A 16,614-nucleotide genomic window follows, 5' to 3' on the forward strand; every position below is an offset into this window, starting at 1 on the left:
AAAAAGGGAAATAAATTTTATAAATTTGATCAAAATCTAAAACCATTCCAACAAAAAAATTCTTTAAAAACCAATGTTAAAAACCAAACTATTTGTGTTTATTTTATTAATAAATACAATTGCCGCTTTCTCTCAAGCAACAATAAAAGGACAAATAACAGACGCTAACAATTTACCCCTAGAAGGTGCCTCTGTAATTTTAAAAGCAAAAACCAATTTATTTACACTAACCAATTCTAATGGTACTTTTGAAATAAAAAAAGTTCCGCACGACACTTATACCCTAACCATTTCTCATTTAGGCTATAAAACTATTATTGAAGACCTAATCATATCGGAAAACCTTACGAAAAACTACGTCTTAAAACCCGATTTACTTAACCTTCATACCGTTGTGGTTACTGGTAATTTTACACCAAAACCGCAAATTAAAACTAGCACATCTATTAGTACTTTAAACACCAACGCATTAAAACAAGTTGTTCCTCAAGGTACGGCAAATTTACTGCAAAACATTCCCGGAACTTTCGCCGATGCCTCGGCAGGCGAAGTATTTACTAGAGTTTACACTAGAGGTATTTCGGCTGCAGCCGAAGACGATTTAGGATGGTATTATGTTTCTCTGCAAGAAGATGGATTACCCGTTAGCTTAGTGCAACACTCGTATTATGGATCCGATTTATTTCACAGAGCAGATATTACAACGCAAAAAGTAGAAGCTTTGCGAGGTGGCAACGCATCTATTACTGCTATGAATGCTCCCGGAGGCATTTACAACTTTATATCGAAAAAACACAGCCAAACTCTATCGGGTGAAATACAAGCACAAACTGGAATTCAAGGAGACGGCAACCCTATTTACAGAACCGATGCCTTTATTACTAGCTGCTTTGGTGATAATTGGTTTTTTACCGCTGGTGGTCATTACCGACATAACGAAGGCGCCAGAAATACCGATTTTACGTTTAGCAAAGGCGGACAATTTAAATTTAGTCTTTTAAAGGAAAATTCTCGAGGCTATTTTAAGCTTTACGGAAAATATTTAAACGATAAAACCAACCGATATAATGGAGTAGCAGCTACAAATTGGAACGACCCAACACCTGCTTTTGGTTTCGATTTTAATACCACCACTTTAATGATGCCCGAGTTTCAAGCCAATATTCCAGATGGCCGTAATTTAAACACCACTAATAGCTTCGACCCCTCTCAAGGCGCCCATGCTAAAGATTTAGCAGTTGGTTTCGATTTCCAGCAAAATTTAGGCAATAATTGGTCGGTTAAAAACAATATTAAATTTTCTTTTAAAGAAGCAAATTGGCAAACCTCAATAAGTAATGCTTTTGTATCAATTAGCGATCCTACCGTGTATTATTTGGTAAGTAACGGCAATCCTTTCCCTGTTGGACAACTCGTTTTTAAAGACACCAAAACAGGAAACGAATTAGCCACTATAAATAACGGTGGAATTTTTGCTGGCACTGGTTCGCAATACATTAGTGGCTCACTGCCAAACGATGCTGTTATGGGAACCTCAACATGGTATAAAGACAACGATGCTAACGAAATTATGCAACAGCTTAATTTTAGAAAAGAGTTTACCACACACGATTTAAACTTTGGTTTAGCTTCTGGTTTTTCAGACACGTCGGTATTTACACAAGGAAGTTTTGCGTTTTCAACCTACGAAAACAATCCAAGAATGCTACAAGTTACTTTAGAAAATCCTGAAGATCCTGTTATTGCATTATCCGATGAATATGGCGTAAGCAACTATGGCGGTTTATTTTTTACAAACAGTAGAGCCGATATTAGTCAAATTGCTGTTTTTGCAAATGACCATTGGCAAATTTCGAAAACATTACTTCTAGATTTAGGATTACGCTTTGAAAGCATAAAACACAAAGGAAGCAACGACATGTTTGAACCTTACACCTCGACCGGTGGTTTAGACGGTGATGAAACCACAGCTTACGATAATAATATTTTACAACCAACTGGCGAGCGTAACACCTTCAATTTTACTTATAATTATTTATCGTATTCTGGCGGATTAAATTATAAATTAAATGAAGATGCGGCCTTGTTTGGACGTTTTTCAAAAGGACATAAAGCACCGGAGTTAAATTATTATTTCAATAACTTTTCTAATGTACCAGTAAATGCTGAAGGTGAAATTCAAGATATCACCCAAATAGAACTTGGACTGAAAACAAGCTTGAAAGATTTCTCGTTTACAACTACTTTATTTTGGAGTGAATTGAAAAATATTGGAAGCACAAATTTTGAATTTGATAGCGATAACGGAAGCATTTTTTACACACCAATACAAAACAATACATCAAGAACTATTGGATTAGAATGGGAAAGTGTTTATTCTCCAATTAATATTTTAGCATTTCGTTTTAATGGTGTTTTACAAAACCCAAAAGCTAGCAAATGGACTGTTTATGATGCCGCAGGAACTGTAGACACCAGTGACGACAGTACCACCAACTACTCTGGAAACCAACTTGCATTTAACCCTAAATTGATGTTTAATTTATCGGCCGAATTTAATAAAAACAAATTCTCGTCTTTTATAAAATGGCAATACATGGGTAAACGCGAAGGTAATGTTGCCAACGCATTTCAGTTAGATCCTTACAGTACATTTAACGCCGGTATTGGCTATAAAATAAGCAAAAATCTTTCAGCTAATTTACTAGCAAGTAACGTTTTTAATTCGGAAGGATTGGCTAACTTTTTTGGAGCAAACACCTTTGGAGCCAATGCCAATGGCGCGACTCAAGAATATATTGATGCCAATCCCGACGCCAGTTTTGTTGTGGTACCTATTTTACCACGAGCTACCATGCTACAATTAAATTATGTGTTTTAAGTAAAAAACATCTTAATAAAAACAAAAACACCTAAGACAATCGCCTTAGGTGTTTTTTTTCACTAACTATAAATATATCAATTTGAATAAAACGATCTATTTTCCTTTTTTCTCTAAATCCATCAACTCTTCCATTGTCCAATAATCTTCTCGATCACCAGCTTTTCTTCTCGCATTGCTTACAAACTTACGATGTACACCACCTTCACCATTCATGGCTCTCACATAAGTTAAAACATCGGCAATCCATTGGTCGCTATTATCTTTTAAAGGCATCATGATACCATATTCTTTACCTTCAATAGGACCAATTAACCCATGTAGCAATATTCTACTTAATGTAGTAACATCACCTTTAACACGAGCACTTCCAATTAATGGTGGTGCAACTAAACCATCGGTGCCAATTGGAACACCCATTAAATCTGGGCCATGACAGGTTATACATAGTTGATTATAAGAATCGTAACCCGCTAAAATACTATTTTTAGTTCCCGTGCCATAACCTTTAATTTTTTCTTTTAATTGAGCTAATTTAGAATCGTCTTTCTTTAAACTTTCGGTAACCGAATGTGTAATTATTTCGTTTGCTTCAAAACGTTCTTTTAAAGTGTTTAAAATTTCGGTAGACTTTTTATACTTACTAAATCTTAAACTTAAGGCTAGTTGATTTACAACCTCTACCGATGGATCGTAAATTAATTCTTCTAAGTCATCTAAAATTTCAATATCGCCTTCTTTAAATAAATTTTCGCATAAACGAATTGCTGTAATACGAACTCGTTTATCTTCATCCTTTAATTTCTCTTGAAGTAATTCCTTATCGATTACTCCCATACCTTCAAGTGTCCATAAAGCATGTACACGCTGTATACGTAAATCTTTATCTGAACTAAACCAATTGTCTAAAAAAGACGTATTATCTAAGGCAACTTCCTTTAATTCTGGAATTACCGTTTTATCATCCTTTAATATAATAAGTTTTTGAGCTGTATTACGATACCAACCATTTTTATGAGCTAAATATTCTACTAGCTCTGAAGCACTTTTATTTGTTAAACTAGGCTTCGTATCTGGCTCAATATCTTCATGTACAATTCTATAAATTCTACCTTTACCAATATTTTTATCAAGGCCTTTACGCACAATTACTGGTCTTAAAAAACTTCCTTTACGGGTCCAATTTCCTTCTTGAATTATACCACGGTACATATCTACAATATACAAGGCGCCATCTGGACCTGTTTTAGCTTCCACTGGTCTAAAATTTAAATCGGTCGACGCCATAAATTCAGCTTCATCATAAGCATTATGTAGCACGCGTTTACCAAATCTATCCATTTTAACTTTTGCTCTACGAACTAATCTACCGACAGGTTCTGGAATAAATAAATCACCATAAACCGATGGTGGTAATTTATGCCCACGATAAATTTCTTGTCCGGCAACTCCTGTAAAATGATTTAAAGTATTATCTGGACGTAAACGTTTTTTACCTCCTTGTACATCGGGAGTTCCAACTATTGGCCAAGGCTCGATAAAACCTTCCGCAAATCTTCCTTTAGGATTATAATCACCATAAATTGCAGGTTGTTGAAAACCATACCCTGGATTTTCGCTTCCAGCCGACGCATAATACATAATTCCTAAATCATCTTGTGTTAATCCCCATTGTCCACGAGGCATTACCTCTACAGAATCTACAACGACTTCACCATTACTTTTAAATTTAAAACGAATAGGATTATAGGTTGTATACACCCAGTTATCTAAGTTCCAAAGTAATCCGCTTTGTTGATGTTCTAAATTTCCACCACGGCGGTTTGGATTGAAATAAACTCGTTGTTTTTTATCAGCTACACCATCTCCATCAGTATCTTTATAACTCCATAAATCGTAAGTGTAAGTTTCATTTACTATTAGCTCATCTTTTAATGGTAAAATCATTCTTGGAAGCAATAGGCTATCAATAAACACCGTGCTTTTATCCATTTTACCATCGCCATCTAAATCTTCTAGCAATTTAATTTTACTAATTGGCTTATTTTCGGCTGTAGCATCAACATCTTGCATGTAGGTATTCATTTCTGCAACAAACATACGCCCATCTCCGTCCCAAGCAATAGTTACTGGTTCGTTAATCATGGGTTCGCTAGCTACAAGCTCCACTTTAAAACCTTTAGGTAAGTGAAATGTTTTCATACTCTCTTCTGGTGACATAAAAGTTGATGGTGCTTCGGGTACTATTTCCGGCTTTTCGTAAATAATATCCGTATATTCTTTTTCCTTACAACTAAACATTGCCAACCCAATTAAGAGTAGAACTGCTATTTTCTTCATTTTTATCTTTTTTACAAAAAAAGTGATGATATATAAATAATTTAATAAATCATCACCTTTAAATTATAATTTATGTTTCTTTTTAGGATTATTCAACTATAAATTTACCTTTCATCAATGCATAATGACCTGGAAAACTACAAATAAAGTTGTACGTTCCTGGTTTAGGAGCATCGAACTCAATAGATGTAGTTTCACCACCGCCTATAACCTTTGTAAAGGCAATAACATCGTTTTCGGCATCTTTAGGAATAAATTGATTGTCTTTGGCTGAAGCCGCCTTTCTACCAAAACCAGCAATATTTACGCCTTGTTTTAATAGCACAAAATTATGCCCCATAATATTAACTCCCATTTTTCCTTTATGCCTAAGAGTTAACTTTATTTTTTTACCAGATTGCACTTTTATTTCTGATGTATCGAATTGCATTTGGTCATTTCCAGAAATTACAACACTTTGTAAATTGCTTTCTGTACTAGACTTAATTATTGGTTGTTCTGTAGATTTTTCGAAAGTAAAACCCGCTTCCTTTTTCTCTTCCTTTTTACCGCAGGATATTAAAAACGCAGATGAAAAAACAACAACGAGTACATATTTTAATGTTTTCATTTTAAAAGTTTGGCTATTTAGTTTATGAAGCATAATATATACAATTTCAAATATAAATATTAAAAAACATAAAAAAGTGCAGTATTTTTCATTGAAAAATATTGCACTTTAACCATAAAGTATGTTAAATTATTTTACAAAATATAATCTGTACTTATAAAATTTGAAGCTTTAGTATCTAAAAGTTCATTTAATATAGCTTTGTTATAATTATTATCTTTTGAAGCTACAAAGGTTCTTATTGAAAATGAACGCAAAGCATCATGCACACTTAAAGTACCATAAGCTGAATCTTTACGCCCCGTAAATGGATACACATCTGGACCACGTTGACAAGAACTATTTAAGTTTACACGACATACTAAATTTACCAGCGTATCGATTAATGGTGCTAAAGTATTTACATTTTTACCAAACAAACTTACTTGTTGCCCGTAATCGGATTCTGCCATATCATCTAAAGGTTCTTGAATGTCTTTAAACGATATTACAGGTACAACAGGTCCAAATTGTTCTTCTTTATATACGCGCATATTTTTATTTACAGGATATAACACGGCTGGAAAAATAAAATTCTCGGTAGTTTCTCCTCCTTTTTCATTTAAAATAGTTGCTCCGTTTTGTTTAGCATCGTCTATTAATTCCTGAATGTAAGCGGGTTTATCTTTTTCTGGCAATGGAGTTAACTTCACTCCTGGTTCCCATGGATTTCCAAATTTTAATTGATCGACGGCATATGAAAAACGCCTATTAAACTCTTCTGCAACAGATTCGTGAACATAAATTACTTTTAATGCTGTACAGCGCTGGCCGTTAAACGACAACGTTCCTGCTATACACTCGTTTACTGCTAAATCTAAATCGGCATCAGGCAAAATTATTGCCGGATTTTTAGCTTCTAAACCTAAAACCATACGCAACCTGTTTCCTTTTGGATGCGCAGACTGTAAAGCATTTGCAGAGGTACTATTACCTATTAATGCTAAAACATCAATTTTACCAGATTCCATTATTGGAGATGCTAGTACACGACCACGACCATAAATAATATTTACAACTCCTTTTGGAAAGCTATTTTGAAAAGCTTCTAAAAGTGGATGTATTAGTAAAACACCATGTTTTGCTGGCTTAAATATTACAGTATTCCCCATGATTAATGCAGGAATTAATAAGGTAAATGTTTCGTTTAACGGATAATTATAAGGCCCTAAACATAACACCGTACCTAATGGGCCACGACGAATATGAGCGTAAACACCATCGTGTTTTTCAAATTTTGCAGAATCTCGATCGAGTTGTTTATAATCTTCAATGGTATCGTAAATATAATCTACCGTTCTATCGAATTCCTTTTCAGAATCCGGTAAATTTTTACCGATTTCCCACATTAAAAGTTTTACAACCTCTTCTCGCTTGGTTTTCATTTGCTCAACAAACTTTTCCATGCATTTTATGCGATCTTCAACTTTCATTGTTGGCCATAAACCCTGCCCTTTATTAAAAGCTCCCAATGCAGCATCTAGCGCATCCATAGCCTCTGCTTTTCCTAAAGTTGGAATACTACCTAATAAGGTTGGTTTATAATCATCTGTTGAAGAAATGGTTGAATACACCTCACTAGTTTCTCCATTCCATGTTTTTAATTCTCCGTTTGATAAATATGTTTTTTGATGAAGCAGTGACGAAATTTTATATGCTTCGGGTATTTCTGTAGCTACAATATTCATATTAAAATAGATTAATTGTTTACTACTAATATACGAAGAAGAACAACAACAACTCTTTAAAAACTAAAGGGTTATTTAAAAAATAGGATAAGTTTAACAGATTAAAATGATTTACTTAAAGTTTTAAAACCGCAAACGTTTTCGGCTAAAACATGTTTAATATTTGTAGTTAATTATTACACTAAAAACTGAAATAAATCGGGTTTATTGTTTAAATAATCACCATAGAAGTTTCTACTTTTCATTTTAGAAATAAGTGGTTCTAAATCTTTTGAAGCTTTTAATTGAATACCAACTACAGCCGAACCATTTTCTCGGTTTGTTTTTTTGGCATACTCAAAAAAGGTAATATCGTCTTCTGGCCCAAGAATATCAACTACAAATTCGCGTAAAGCACCGGCTCGTTGCGGAAATTTCACTATAAAATAATGCTTTAAATTAGCATATAGTAAAGCACGTTCTTTAATTTCTGCAGTTCTGGTTATATCGTTATTGCTTCCGCTAACAATACAAACTACATTTTTATTTTTTATTTCTTCAGCATAAAAATCGAGTGCAGAAATACTTAAAGCTCCAGCAGGTTCAACAACAATAGCGTCTTTATTATAAAGCTCTAAAATAGTTTCGCAAACCTTACCTTCCGGAACCGTTATCATATTATGCAAATTTTCTTTACAAATAGAAAACGTTAGATCCCCAACGCGTTTTACTGCTGCACCATCAATAAACTTATCTATATAATCTAACTCGGTATTTTTATTATTTTTTATAGAAGTTTTCATAGAAGGTGCGCCTTCAGGCTCAACTCCTATAATTTTAGTGTTTGGTGATAATTTTTTAAATACTGAAGATAATCCAGACGCTAAACCACCTCCTCCAACTGCAAGAAACACATAATCTATTGGTTGTGTTGCTTGTTCTATAATTTCAAGCCCAATGGTTCCTTGGCCTTCAATAACCTTAGGATCGTTAAACGGATGAATAAAGGTTTTTTGTTTTTCGTTACACTCTTTTGTTGCTGCTGCATTAGCATCATCAAACGTATCTCCAATAAGTTTAATTTCAATAAAATCTTCTCCAAACATTTTTACCTGTTCCACTTTTTGTTTGGGAGTTGGAGCTGGCATAAAAATGGTGCCATGAATTTTTAACAACTTACAAGACAAGGCCACACCTTGGGCATGATTACCAGCACTTGCACAAACTACACCATTTTTAGATTGCTCTGAGGTTAACGAACTTATTTTATTGTAAGCACCACGAATTTTATACGAGCGTACCTGTTGTAAATCTTCGCGCTTAAGCATAATATTAGCTTGAAACTGTTTTGAATATCTTAAACTCGGACTTAAAGGCGTAATTGCCGATACTTTTTTAATATTGGCTGCTGCTTGTTTAATGTTTTCTAAACTTGGAAAATAAGTGGTTTCCGTACTCATATTTAAAGCGGTTTATACTATTAAAGCGAAAATAATAATTAAAAAAGAAACCTCAAGAATGCATCTTGAGGTTTCGGTAAAACTATATGTGTTTTGTATTTACACGATTGGTTTCATAGCCGTCATAGATGCTCTTAAGAATTCACCAATTTTTTCAACTGGGTGTTCTCTTAATGCTTTATTAACAGCAATTAATTTAGCATTATCTACACCTTCACCATTATCTTTTGCGAATGGCTTACCAATTACGTCTGTATCAATTTTAGTCATGAAATCTGCTAATAAAGGCTTACAAGCATGATCGAATAAATAACATCCGTATTCTGCAGTATCAGAAATAACACTGTTCATTTCGTATAATTTACGTCTTGCAATAGTGTTTGCAATAAGTGGAGTTTCGTGTAACGACTCGTAATAAGCAGACTCGTCGATGATTCCAGAATCTGTCATAGCTTCAAAAGCTAATTCAACACCTGCTTTCACCATAGCTACCATTAATACACCGTTATCGTAAAATTCTTGTTCAGAAATTTCAACATCTCCAGCTGGAGTTTTTTCGAATGCAGTTTCAGCAGTTTCAGCTCTCCATCCTAATAGTTTCTCATCTCCGTTTGCCCAATCTTCCATCATGCCGCTAGAGAAACGCCCTTCCATAATATCATCCATATGTTTTTGGAATAACGGACGCATGATATCTTTTAATTCTTCAGATAATTCAAACGCTTTAATTTTAGCTGGGTTAGATAATCTATCCATCATGTTTGTAATACCACCGTATTTTAAACCTTCGGTAATAGTTTCCCAACCAAATTGAATTAATTTAGAAGCATAACCAGCATCAATTCCTTTTTCAATCATTTTATCGAAACAAAGGATAGATCCTGTTTGTAATAAACCACATAAAATGGTTTGCTCTCCCATTAAATCACTTTTTACTTCGGCAACAAAAGATGACTCTAAAACACCTGCTCTATCTCCTCCAGTTGCAGCTGCATAGGCTTTAGCTTGAGCCCAACCTTTTCCTTCTGGATCGTTTTCTGGGTGAACCGCAATTAATGTTGGCACACCAAAACCTCTTTTATATTCTTCGCGAACCTCTGAACCTGGACACTTAGGCGCTACCATAATTACAGTGATGTCTTCACGAATTTGAGTTCCTTCTTCAACAATATTAAAACCATGAGAATAACTTAACGTAGCTCCATTTTTCATTAAAGGCATAACAGCGTTTACAACATTTGTATGCTGCTTATCTGGAGTTAAGTTTAAAACTAAATCGGCAGTTGGAATTAACTCTTCGTAAGTACCCACAGTAAATCCGTTTTCTGTAGCATTTACAAAAGACTGACGCTTTTCTTCAATAGCTTTTGGCCTTAAAGCATAAGAAATATCTAAACCAGAATCTCTCATGTTTAAACCTTGGTTAAGCCCTTGAGCACCGCAACCAACAATAACAATTTTCTTTCGTTTTAATGCTTCTACACCATCTTCAAATTCTGAAGCGTCCATAAATCTACACTTCGATAATTGATCGATTTTATCTCTTAATGATAGTGTGTTAAAATAATTTCCCATTTTATTTTTCTAGTTGTTGTTTATTAATTATTAAATGCTGCTAGCATTTCTGTTATTCTCATTTCATCTTTTGTAACAGCAATACGTCCAGAACGCACAAACTGCATAATACCAAATACGTTTAAATCGCGGCGTAAGGCTTCAATTTCATGGCGTCTTCCAGATTTTTCTAAAACAAAAAACTCTTTGTTTACCGTTACAATTCTGGTGTTGCTTTCTTTAATTATATTTTGAATTTGAGGTTCTTCAAAAAGTAATTCGGACTTTATTTTAAACATACAAGACTCGGTAAAAATGGTTTCGTCTTCAGTATGATAATATGCCTTAATAACTTCTATTTGTTTTTCAAATTGCCCAACAATTTTCTTAGCCTGATTTTCACAAATGTTTACCACAATAACAAAACGATTAACGCCTTCAATTTCAGATTGTGAAGTTGTTAAACTTTCTATATTGATATGTCTGCGTTGAAAAATTGCTGAAATACGATTTAATAACCCGATGTTATTTTCGGTGTATATTGATATGGTATATGATTTTATATCTTCACTCATTTTTATAAGATTTTAGCTTAAACGAACATCTGAAACCGATGCTCCAGTTGGAATCATAGGGAATACATTATCTTCTTTTTCTACACACACTTCTAAGAAATACGATTTTTTAGAGGCAATCATTTCCTTAACGGCATCGGCCAATTCTTCACGTTTCACAACCTTTTTAGCTTCAATATGATAGCCTTTAGCAATGGTTATAAAATCTGGATTTACCATTTCGGTTGATGCATAACGTTTATCGAAAAACAGTTGTTGCCACTGGCGCACCATGCCCAAAAACTCGTTGTTTAAAACCACAATTTTCACTGGTACTTGTTGTTGAAAAATAGTACCCAATTCTTGAATATTCATTTGGTAACCACCATCACCAATTATAGCTACAACTTCGCGCTCTGGCGCTGCCATTTTAGCTCCAATAGCTGCTGGTAAGGCAAATCCCATAGTTCCTAAGCCACCAGATGTAATATTACTTTTTGTTACATTAAAATCGGCATAACGACAAGCAATCATTTGATGTTGTCCAACATCTGACACTATTGCGGCTTTACCTTCAGATTCAATATTTATTTGCTTTAATACCTCGCCCATTGTTAAGCCTTCTTTTTCTGGATGAATATCGTGCTTAATAACTTTTTCGAACTCTATTTGGTATAAGGCTTTAAACTCTTGCAACCAAGCATCGTGCTTCGTTTGGTTTAAAAGTGGTAAAAGTTGCGCTAAACTATCTTTAGCATCTCCAATTACCGCAACATCTGTTTTTACATTTTTATCGATCTCAGCTGGATCTATATCAAAATGAATAATTTTTGCCTGTTTGGCATAAGTTGCTAAATTACCAGTAACACGATCGTCGAAACGCATACCAATAGCAATTAACACATCGCACTCGTTAGTTAATTTATTAGGCGCATAATTACCATGCATACCAACCATACCAATATTTAAAGGGTGAGATGTTGGTACAGCCGAAGCTCCTAAAATAGTCCAAGCCGAAGGAATTCCTGCTTTTTCCATAACCGCTTTAAGTTCGTTTTCGGCTTCACCTAAAATAATACCTTGACCCCAAACAATCATTGGTTTTTTGGCATTATTAATTAAGTCTGCTGCTGCTTTTACAGCCTCTGGCTTAGTTTTTGGCACAGCAATATAACTGCGGATTCCAGTACATTTTTTATATTGAAAATCAAGTTCGGAAACTTGAGCATCTTTAGTAATATCGATTAAAACTGGTCCTGGACGACCACTTTTAGCAATGTAAAAAGCTTTTGCTAAAACCTCAGGTATTTCTGAAGCTTTAGTAATTTGGCAATTCCACTTAGTTACTGGCGTAGAAATACCAACGATATCTGTTTCTTGAAAAGCATCACTACCTAATAAGTGTGAAAACACTTGCCCTGTAATACAAACTAACGGTGTTGAATCTATTTGAGCATCTGCAATTCCTGTTACTAAATTAGTTGCTCCAGGCCCAGATGTTGCCATAGCTACACCAACTTTACCAGAAATACGCGCGTAACCTTGAGCGGCATGAGCTGCTCCTTGTTCGTGACGCGTAAGTACATGATGAATTTTTCCTTGATATTTATAAATTTCGTCGTAAACAGGCATAATTGCACCTCCAGGATATCCGTAAAGTACATCTACACCCTCTTCTATTAAGCATCTTATTACGGCTTCGCTTCCGGTGATGCGTTCTGTTGTTTCTGCCACGTTTTTATTTTGTTTTATTGTTTGTGTATCCATATCCTCAAATTTATAATGAGACCCTTTGACAGTGCTTAGGGCGACACGAAATAACTTTTTATGCGTCGGTTACACAGCCTTTTGAAGCCGATGCTACCGATTTTGCGTACTTGTATAAAATTCCTTTTTTATGTTTTAGTTCTGGAGCTCTCCATTTCGCCTTTCTTTCGGCTAATTCTTCATCTGAAATTAAAACGTTAATAGAATTGTCTTCTGCACTAATTCTAATTTTGTCTCCAGTTTTTAACAAACCTATTGTACCGCCAGTTTGTGCTTCTGGTGTAATATGCCCAACCACAAAACCATGAGTACCTCCAGAGAAACGTCCATCGGTAATTAATGCTACAGATTTACCTAAACCAGCTCCCATAATTAATGATGTTGGCTTAAGCATTTCTGGCATACCTGGACCTCCTTTTGGACCCACATAGCGGATAACGACGACATCGCCACGCTCTACTTCGCCATTAGAAATTCCTGTATTAGCGGCTTGTTCACCATCGTAAACCACTGCTTTCCCTTCGAAAACCAACCCTTCTTTTCCTGAGATTTTTGCTACAGCTCCTTCTGAGGCAAGGTTTCCGTAAAGAATTTGTAGATTTCCTGAAGATTTCAAGGCCTTATCTGTTGGGAAAATCACATCTTGACTATCTTCTTCAAACTCTAATGGCTCAACATCTTTTAAATTTTCAGCTAAAGTTTTTCCTGTAACTGTCATGCAATCTCCGTGCAGATAACCATTATCTAAAAGATATTTCATTACTGCTGGTGTACCACCAATACCGTGAACATCTTCCATTAGGTATTTTCCACTAGGTTTTAAATCTGCTATTAAAGGAGTTCTGTCGCTTACACGCTGAAAATCTTCTAAAGTAAACTCTATATCTGCAGCATGCGCAATAGCTAAAAAGTGAAGTACTGCATTGGTTGACCCGCCTAAAGCATTTACTAAAGCAATGGCATTTTCTATAGATTTTTTAGAAATAATATCTAAAGGTTTTAAATCTAGCTCTAATAAATTTTTAATTGCTCTCGCATGGCGCTCGCTTTCCGATAATTTATTAGGATTTTCTGCAGGAATAGATGAATTATAAGGTAAAGCAAAGCCCATACACTCTATTGCCGAAGCCATAGTGTTTGCAGTATACATACCACCACATGCTCCTGCTCCTGGAATAGCACGACGAATAATTTCTCTATATTCGTCTTCTTCAATTTCACCAGCTACCTTTTGCCCTAAAGCTTCAAAAGCAGAAACAATATTAAGTTTTCTCCCTTTATAGTTTCCAGAAGCAATGGTACCACCATACATCATAATAGACGGACGATTTAATCGCAACATAGCTATTACAGCTCCTGGCATATTTTTATCACAGCCAACAATAGAAATTAACGCATCGTAACTTTGTGCATTCATTACAGTTTCAATAGAATCGGCAATAATATCTCTAGAAGCCAAAGAATAGTTCATTCCCGAAGTTCCCATAGAAATACCATCGCTTACACCAATAGTATTAAAGCCTAAACCTACTAAATTAGCTATTTTACATTCTAATTTCACCTCGTCTTTAAGTCGGTTTAAATGCATGTTACAAGGGTTACCATCGTACCCAGTACTTGCAATACCAACTTGAGCTTTACGCATGTCTTCATCGGTTAAACCGACAGCATATAACATAGCTTGCGATGCGGGTTGCGATTCGTCTTGAGTTAATCGTTTACTGTGCTTATTTAATTCTTTCATTGTTTATTTACAGAAAATTTTATTCTTTATCTTAATTTACTTGTAATTATTTAATTTTTAGCTTTCTAATTTAAATTTTACTTAAAAAAAGACATAATATGGTTCGAAATTAGTTTTTTACGCTATTCTTAATATTTTTCTATCTTTTCTTAGTTTAAATTCACAATCAAAAATAATCAAATAACATGCTCATTTACAGGTTTTTAAATATATTATTTTATGATGTCCAAGAACTTAAAAAAAACATATAAAAAAACCCTCCGTTTCAGGAAGGCTTTATAAAACTTTTATATTTGAAAATACCATTCCCTATCCTTGTGAAAAAATCACAACGACAACAATTAAAACGATATTTAAAAGGTTATTTCTCATTTTTAATGAAACAAATATTTGCAATTTATTTTAAAGTACCAATTTTTTCATAAAAAAAAGAAAAATGGTTTTGATTTTCTTTTATTTTTATAATTTTGCGCCACAAATAACAGAGGAAAGATTTGACTGATTGCAACCTCTTTTTATATTGAACTTTCATAATCTTTTAAAAGATGTGCTTAATAAGTTCAACATAAATATAAAAATGCTAAAGGCAGTGTAAACTACCTTGACGTTTTCCGTCAAATCAATTTCTATTAAAATACATTTTATGGCTTATTTATTTACTTCGGAAAGTGTTTCTGAAGGCCACCCAGATAAGGTAGCAGATCAAATTAGTGATGCATTAATTGATAATTTTTTAGCATTTGATATAGATTCTAAAGTAGCATGTGAAACGCTTGTTACTACCGGACAAGTAATACTTGCCGGTGAAGTACGCTCGAAAACTTATTTAGATGTACAGCAAATTGCTCGCGACACTATTAATAAAATTGGTTACACCAAAGGTGAATACATGTTCGATGGTAATTCTTGCGGTGTTTTATCTGCAATTCATGAACAAAGTGATGAAATTAACCAAGGCGTAGACCGCGGAAGCAAAGAGCTTCAAGGTGCAGGCGATCAAGGTATGATGTTTGGTTACGCAACCAACGAAACCGAGAATTTTATGCCTTTGGCACTAGATTTATCGCATCGTATTTTAACCGAACTTGCCGAATTACGCAGAGAAAACAAAGACATTACCTATTTAAGACCAGACAGTAAAAGTCAAGTTACTATTGAATATAGCGACGACAACATTCCGCAACGCATTGATGCTATCGTGGTTTCGACACAACATGATGATTTTGATGAAGATGAAGCAATGCTTGCAAAAATAAGACGCGATATTATTGAAATTTTAATACCTCGTGTTGTTGCAAAATTACCTGCAGCTACTCAAGCTTTATTTAACAACGACATTACATATCACATTAACCCAACAGGCAAGTTTGTTATTGGAGGACCGCATGGCGATACTGGCTTAACAGGTCGTAAAATTATTGTAGACACCTACGGAGGCAAAGGCGCTCATGGTGGCGGAGCTTTCTCTGGAAAAGACCCAAGTAAAGTAGACCGTAGTGCTGCTTATGCCACGCGCCACATTGCCAAAAACTTAGTGGCTGCTGGTGTTGCCGATGAAGTTTTAGTACAAGTAAGTTATGCTATTGGTGTTGTAGAACCGATGGGAATTTTTATTGACACCTATGGTACTTGCCCATTTAATATGACAGATGGAGAAATTGCACAAAAAGTAAGCGATATTTTCGACATGCGACCATTTGCTATCGAAGAGCGCTTAAAACTACGCTCACCAATGTACAGCGAAACTGCAGCATATGGACACATGGGACGAAAAAATGAAACTGTTACCAAAACCTTTAAACAACCTAATGGAGAAAGTGTTACACTTGACGTAGAACTGTTTACTTGGGAAAAACTTGATTATGTTGATAAAGTAAAAAAATCCTTTGGACTTTAGTAAAAATATAAGCGAGAATTACAAAAAAAGCAACTCATTACGAACTGTTTTTTTTGAAAAATTTTGAAAACGGCTTCGTATATTTCAGTAATAAAAAAAGT

At 34.7% G+C, this 16,614-nt stretch carries 10 protein-coding genes; 2 read left to right on the top strand and 8 right to left on the bottom strand.

All coding sequences use genetic code 11. The annotated features are described in order from the left end of the window. The first annotated feature begins 73 nt into the window (after positions 1-73). Complete coding sequence (locus tag PW52_RS10055) at positions 74-2,881, top strand: TonB-dependent receptor (RefSeq protein ID WP_044632816.1); 2,808 nt, start codon at positions 74-76, stop codon at positions 2,879-2,881. A gap of 96 nt (positions 2,882-2,977) precedes the next feature. Here PW52_RS10055 and PW52_RS10060 read toward each other — a convergent pair whose 3' ends face one another. The 8 genes from PW52_RS10060 to ilvD form a co-directional block, all read right to left on the bottom strand. Beyond that, positions 2,978-5,221 (bottom strand): DUF7133 domain-containing protein, encoded by a 2,244-nt coding sequence (locus PW52_RS10060; RefSeq protein ID WP_052823455.1) that lies wholly within the window; start codon positions 5,219-5,221, stop codon positions 2,978-2,980. A gap of 88 nt (positions 5,222-5,309) precedes the next feature. Continuing rightward, positions 5,310-5,831, bottom strand: coding sequence for an azurin (azu, locus tag PW52_RS10065; protein ID WP_044632924.1), 522 nt, complete (start codon positions 5,829-5,831; stop codon positions 5,310-5,312). A 134-nt stretch (positions 5,832-5,965) separates the two neighbouring features. Beyond that, positions 5,966-7,558 carry an NADP-dependent glyceraldehyde-3-phosphate dehydrogenase gene (locus PW52_RS10070; protein WP_044632817.1) on the bottom strand — a complete coding sequence of 531 codons (1,593 nt, stop codon included), beginning with the start codon at positions 7,556-7,558 and terminating at the stop codon, positions 5,966-5,968. Between the two features lie 176 nt (positions 7,559-7,734). Next, a complete protein-coding gene (ilvA, locus tag PW52_RS10075) occupies positions 7,735-8,997 on the bottom strand; it encodes a threonine ammonia-lyase IlvA (protein WP_044632818.1) in 1,263 nt (420 codons plus the stop codon). Between the two features lie 99 nt (positions 8,998-9,096). Then, positions 9,097-10,572, bottom strand: a complete 1,476-nt coding sequence (gene ilvC / locus PW52_RS10080; RefSeq protein WP_044632819.1) for a ketol-acid reductoisomerase — start codon at positions 10,570-10,572, stop codon at positions 9,097-9,099. A 23-nt stretch (positions 10,573-10,595) separates the two neighbouring features. Beyond that, positions 10,596-11,126 (bottom strand): acetolactate synthase small subunit, encoded by a 531-nt coding sequence (gene ilvN, locus PW52_RS10085; RefSeq protein ID WP_044632820.1) that lies wholly within the window; start codon positions 11,124-11,126, stop codon positions 10,596-10,598. A gap of 12 nt (positions 11,127-11,138) precedes the next feature. Further along, positions 11,139-12,872 carry a biosynthetic-type acetolactate synthase large subunit gene (ilvB, locus tag PW52_RS10090; protein WP_044632821.1) on the bottom strand — a complete coding sequence of 578 codons (1,734 nt, stop codon included), beginning with the start codon at positions 12,870-12,872 and terminating at the stop codon, positions 11,139-11,141. A 58-nt stretch (positions 12,873-12,930) separates the two neighbouring features. Then, the gene (gene ilvD, locus PW52_RS10095; RefSeq protein ID WP_044632822.1) at positions 12,931-14,616 is read right to left on the bottom strand and encodes a dihydroxy-acid dehydratase; all 1,686 of its coding nucleotides are present in this window, start codon (positions 14,614-14,616) and stop codon (positions 12,931-12,933) included. A gap of 643 nt (positions 14,617-15,259) precedes the next feature. Here ilvD and metK point away from each other — a divergent pair. Next, on the top strand, positions 15,260-16,513 hold the full coding sequence (gene metK / locus PW52_RS10100; protein ID WP_044632823.1) for a methionine adenosyltransferase: 1,254 nt from the start codon (positions 15,260-15,262) through the stop codon (positions 16,511-16,513). Positions 16,514-16,614 lie beyond the last annotated feature (101 nt).

Source organism: Neotamlana sedimentorum (assembly GCF_000943565.1).
GTDB lineage: Bacteria > Bacteroidota > Bacteroidia > Flavobacteriales > Flavobacteriaceae > Neotamlana > Neotamlana sedimentorum.

Bases quoted from the DNA above. Each gene is read 5' to 3' on its own strand.
- azu (WP_044632924.1), bottom strand. From the start codon at position 5,831: ATGAAAACATTAAAATATGTACTCGTTGTTGTTTTTTCATCTGCGTTT.
- ilvA (WP_044632818.1), bottom strand. From the start codon at position 8,997: ATGAGTACGGAAACCACTTATTTTCCAAGTTTAGAAAACATTAAACAA.
- ilvD (WP_044632822.1), bottom strand. From the start codon at position 14,616: ATGAAAGAATTAAATAAGCACAGTAAACGATTAACTCAAGACGAATCG.
- ilvN (WP_044632820.1), bottom strand. From the start codon at position 11,126: ATGAGTGAAGATATAAAATCATATACCATATCAATATACACCGAAAAT.
- PW52_RS10055 (WP_044632816.1), top strand. From the start codon at position 74: ATGTTAAAAACCAAACTATTTGTGTTTATTTTATTAATAAATACAATT.
- PW52_RS10060 (WP_052823455.1), bottom strand. From the start codon at position 5,221: ATGAAGAAAATAGCAGTTCTACTCTTAATTGGGTTGGCAATGTTTAGT.
- ilvC (WP_044632819.1), bottom strand. From the start codon at position 10,572: ATGGGAAATTATTTTAACACACTATCATTAAGAGATAAAATCGATCAA.
- metK (WP_044632823.1), top strand. From the start codon at position 15,260: ATGGCTTATTTATTTACTTCGGAAAGTGTTTCTGAAGGCCACCCAGAT.
- PW52_RS10070 (WP_044632817.1), bottom strand. From the start codon at position 7,558: ATGAATATTGTAGCTACAGAAATACCCGAAGCATATAAAATTTCGTCA.
- ilvB (WP_044632821.1), bottom strand. From the start codon at position 12,872: ATGGATACACAAACAATAAAACAAAATAAAAACGTGGCAGAAACAACA.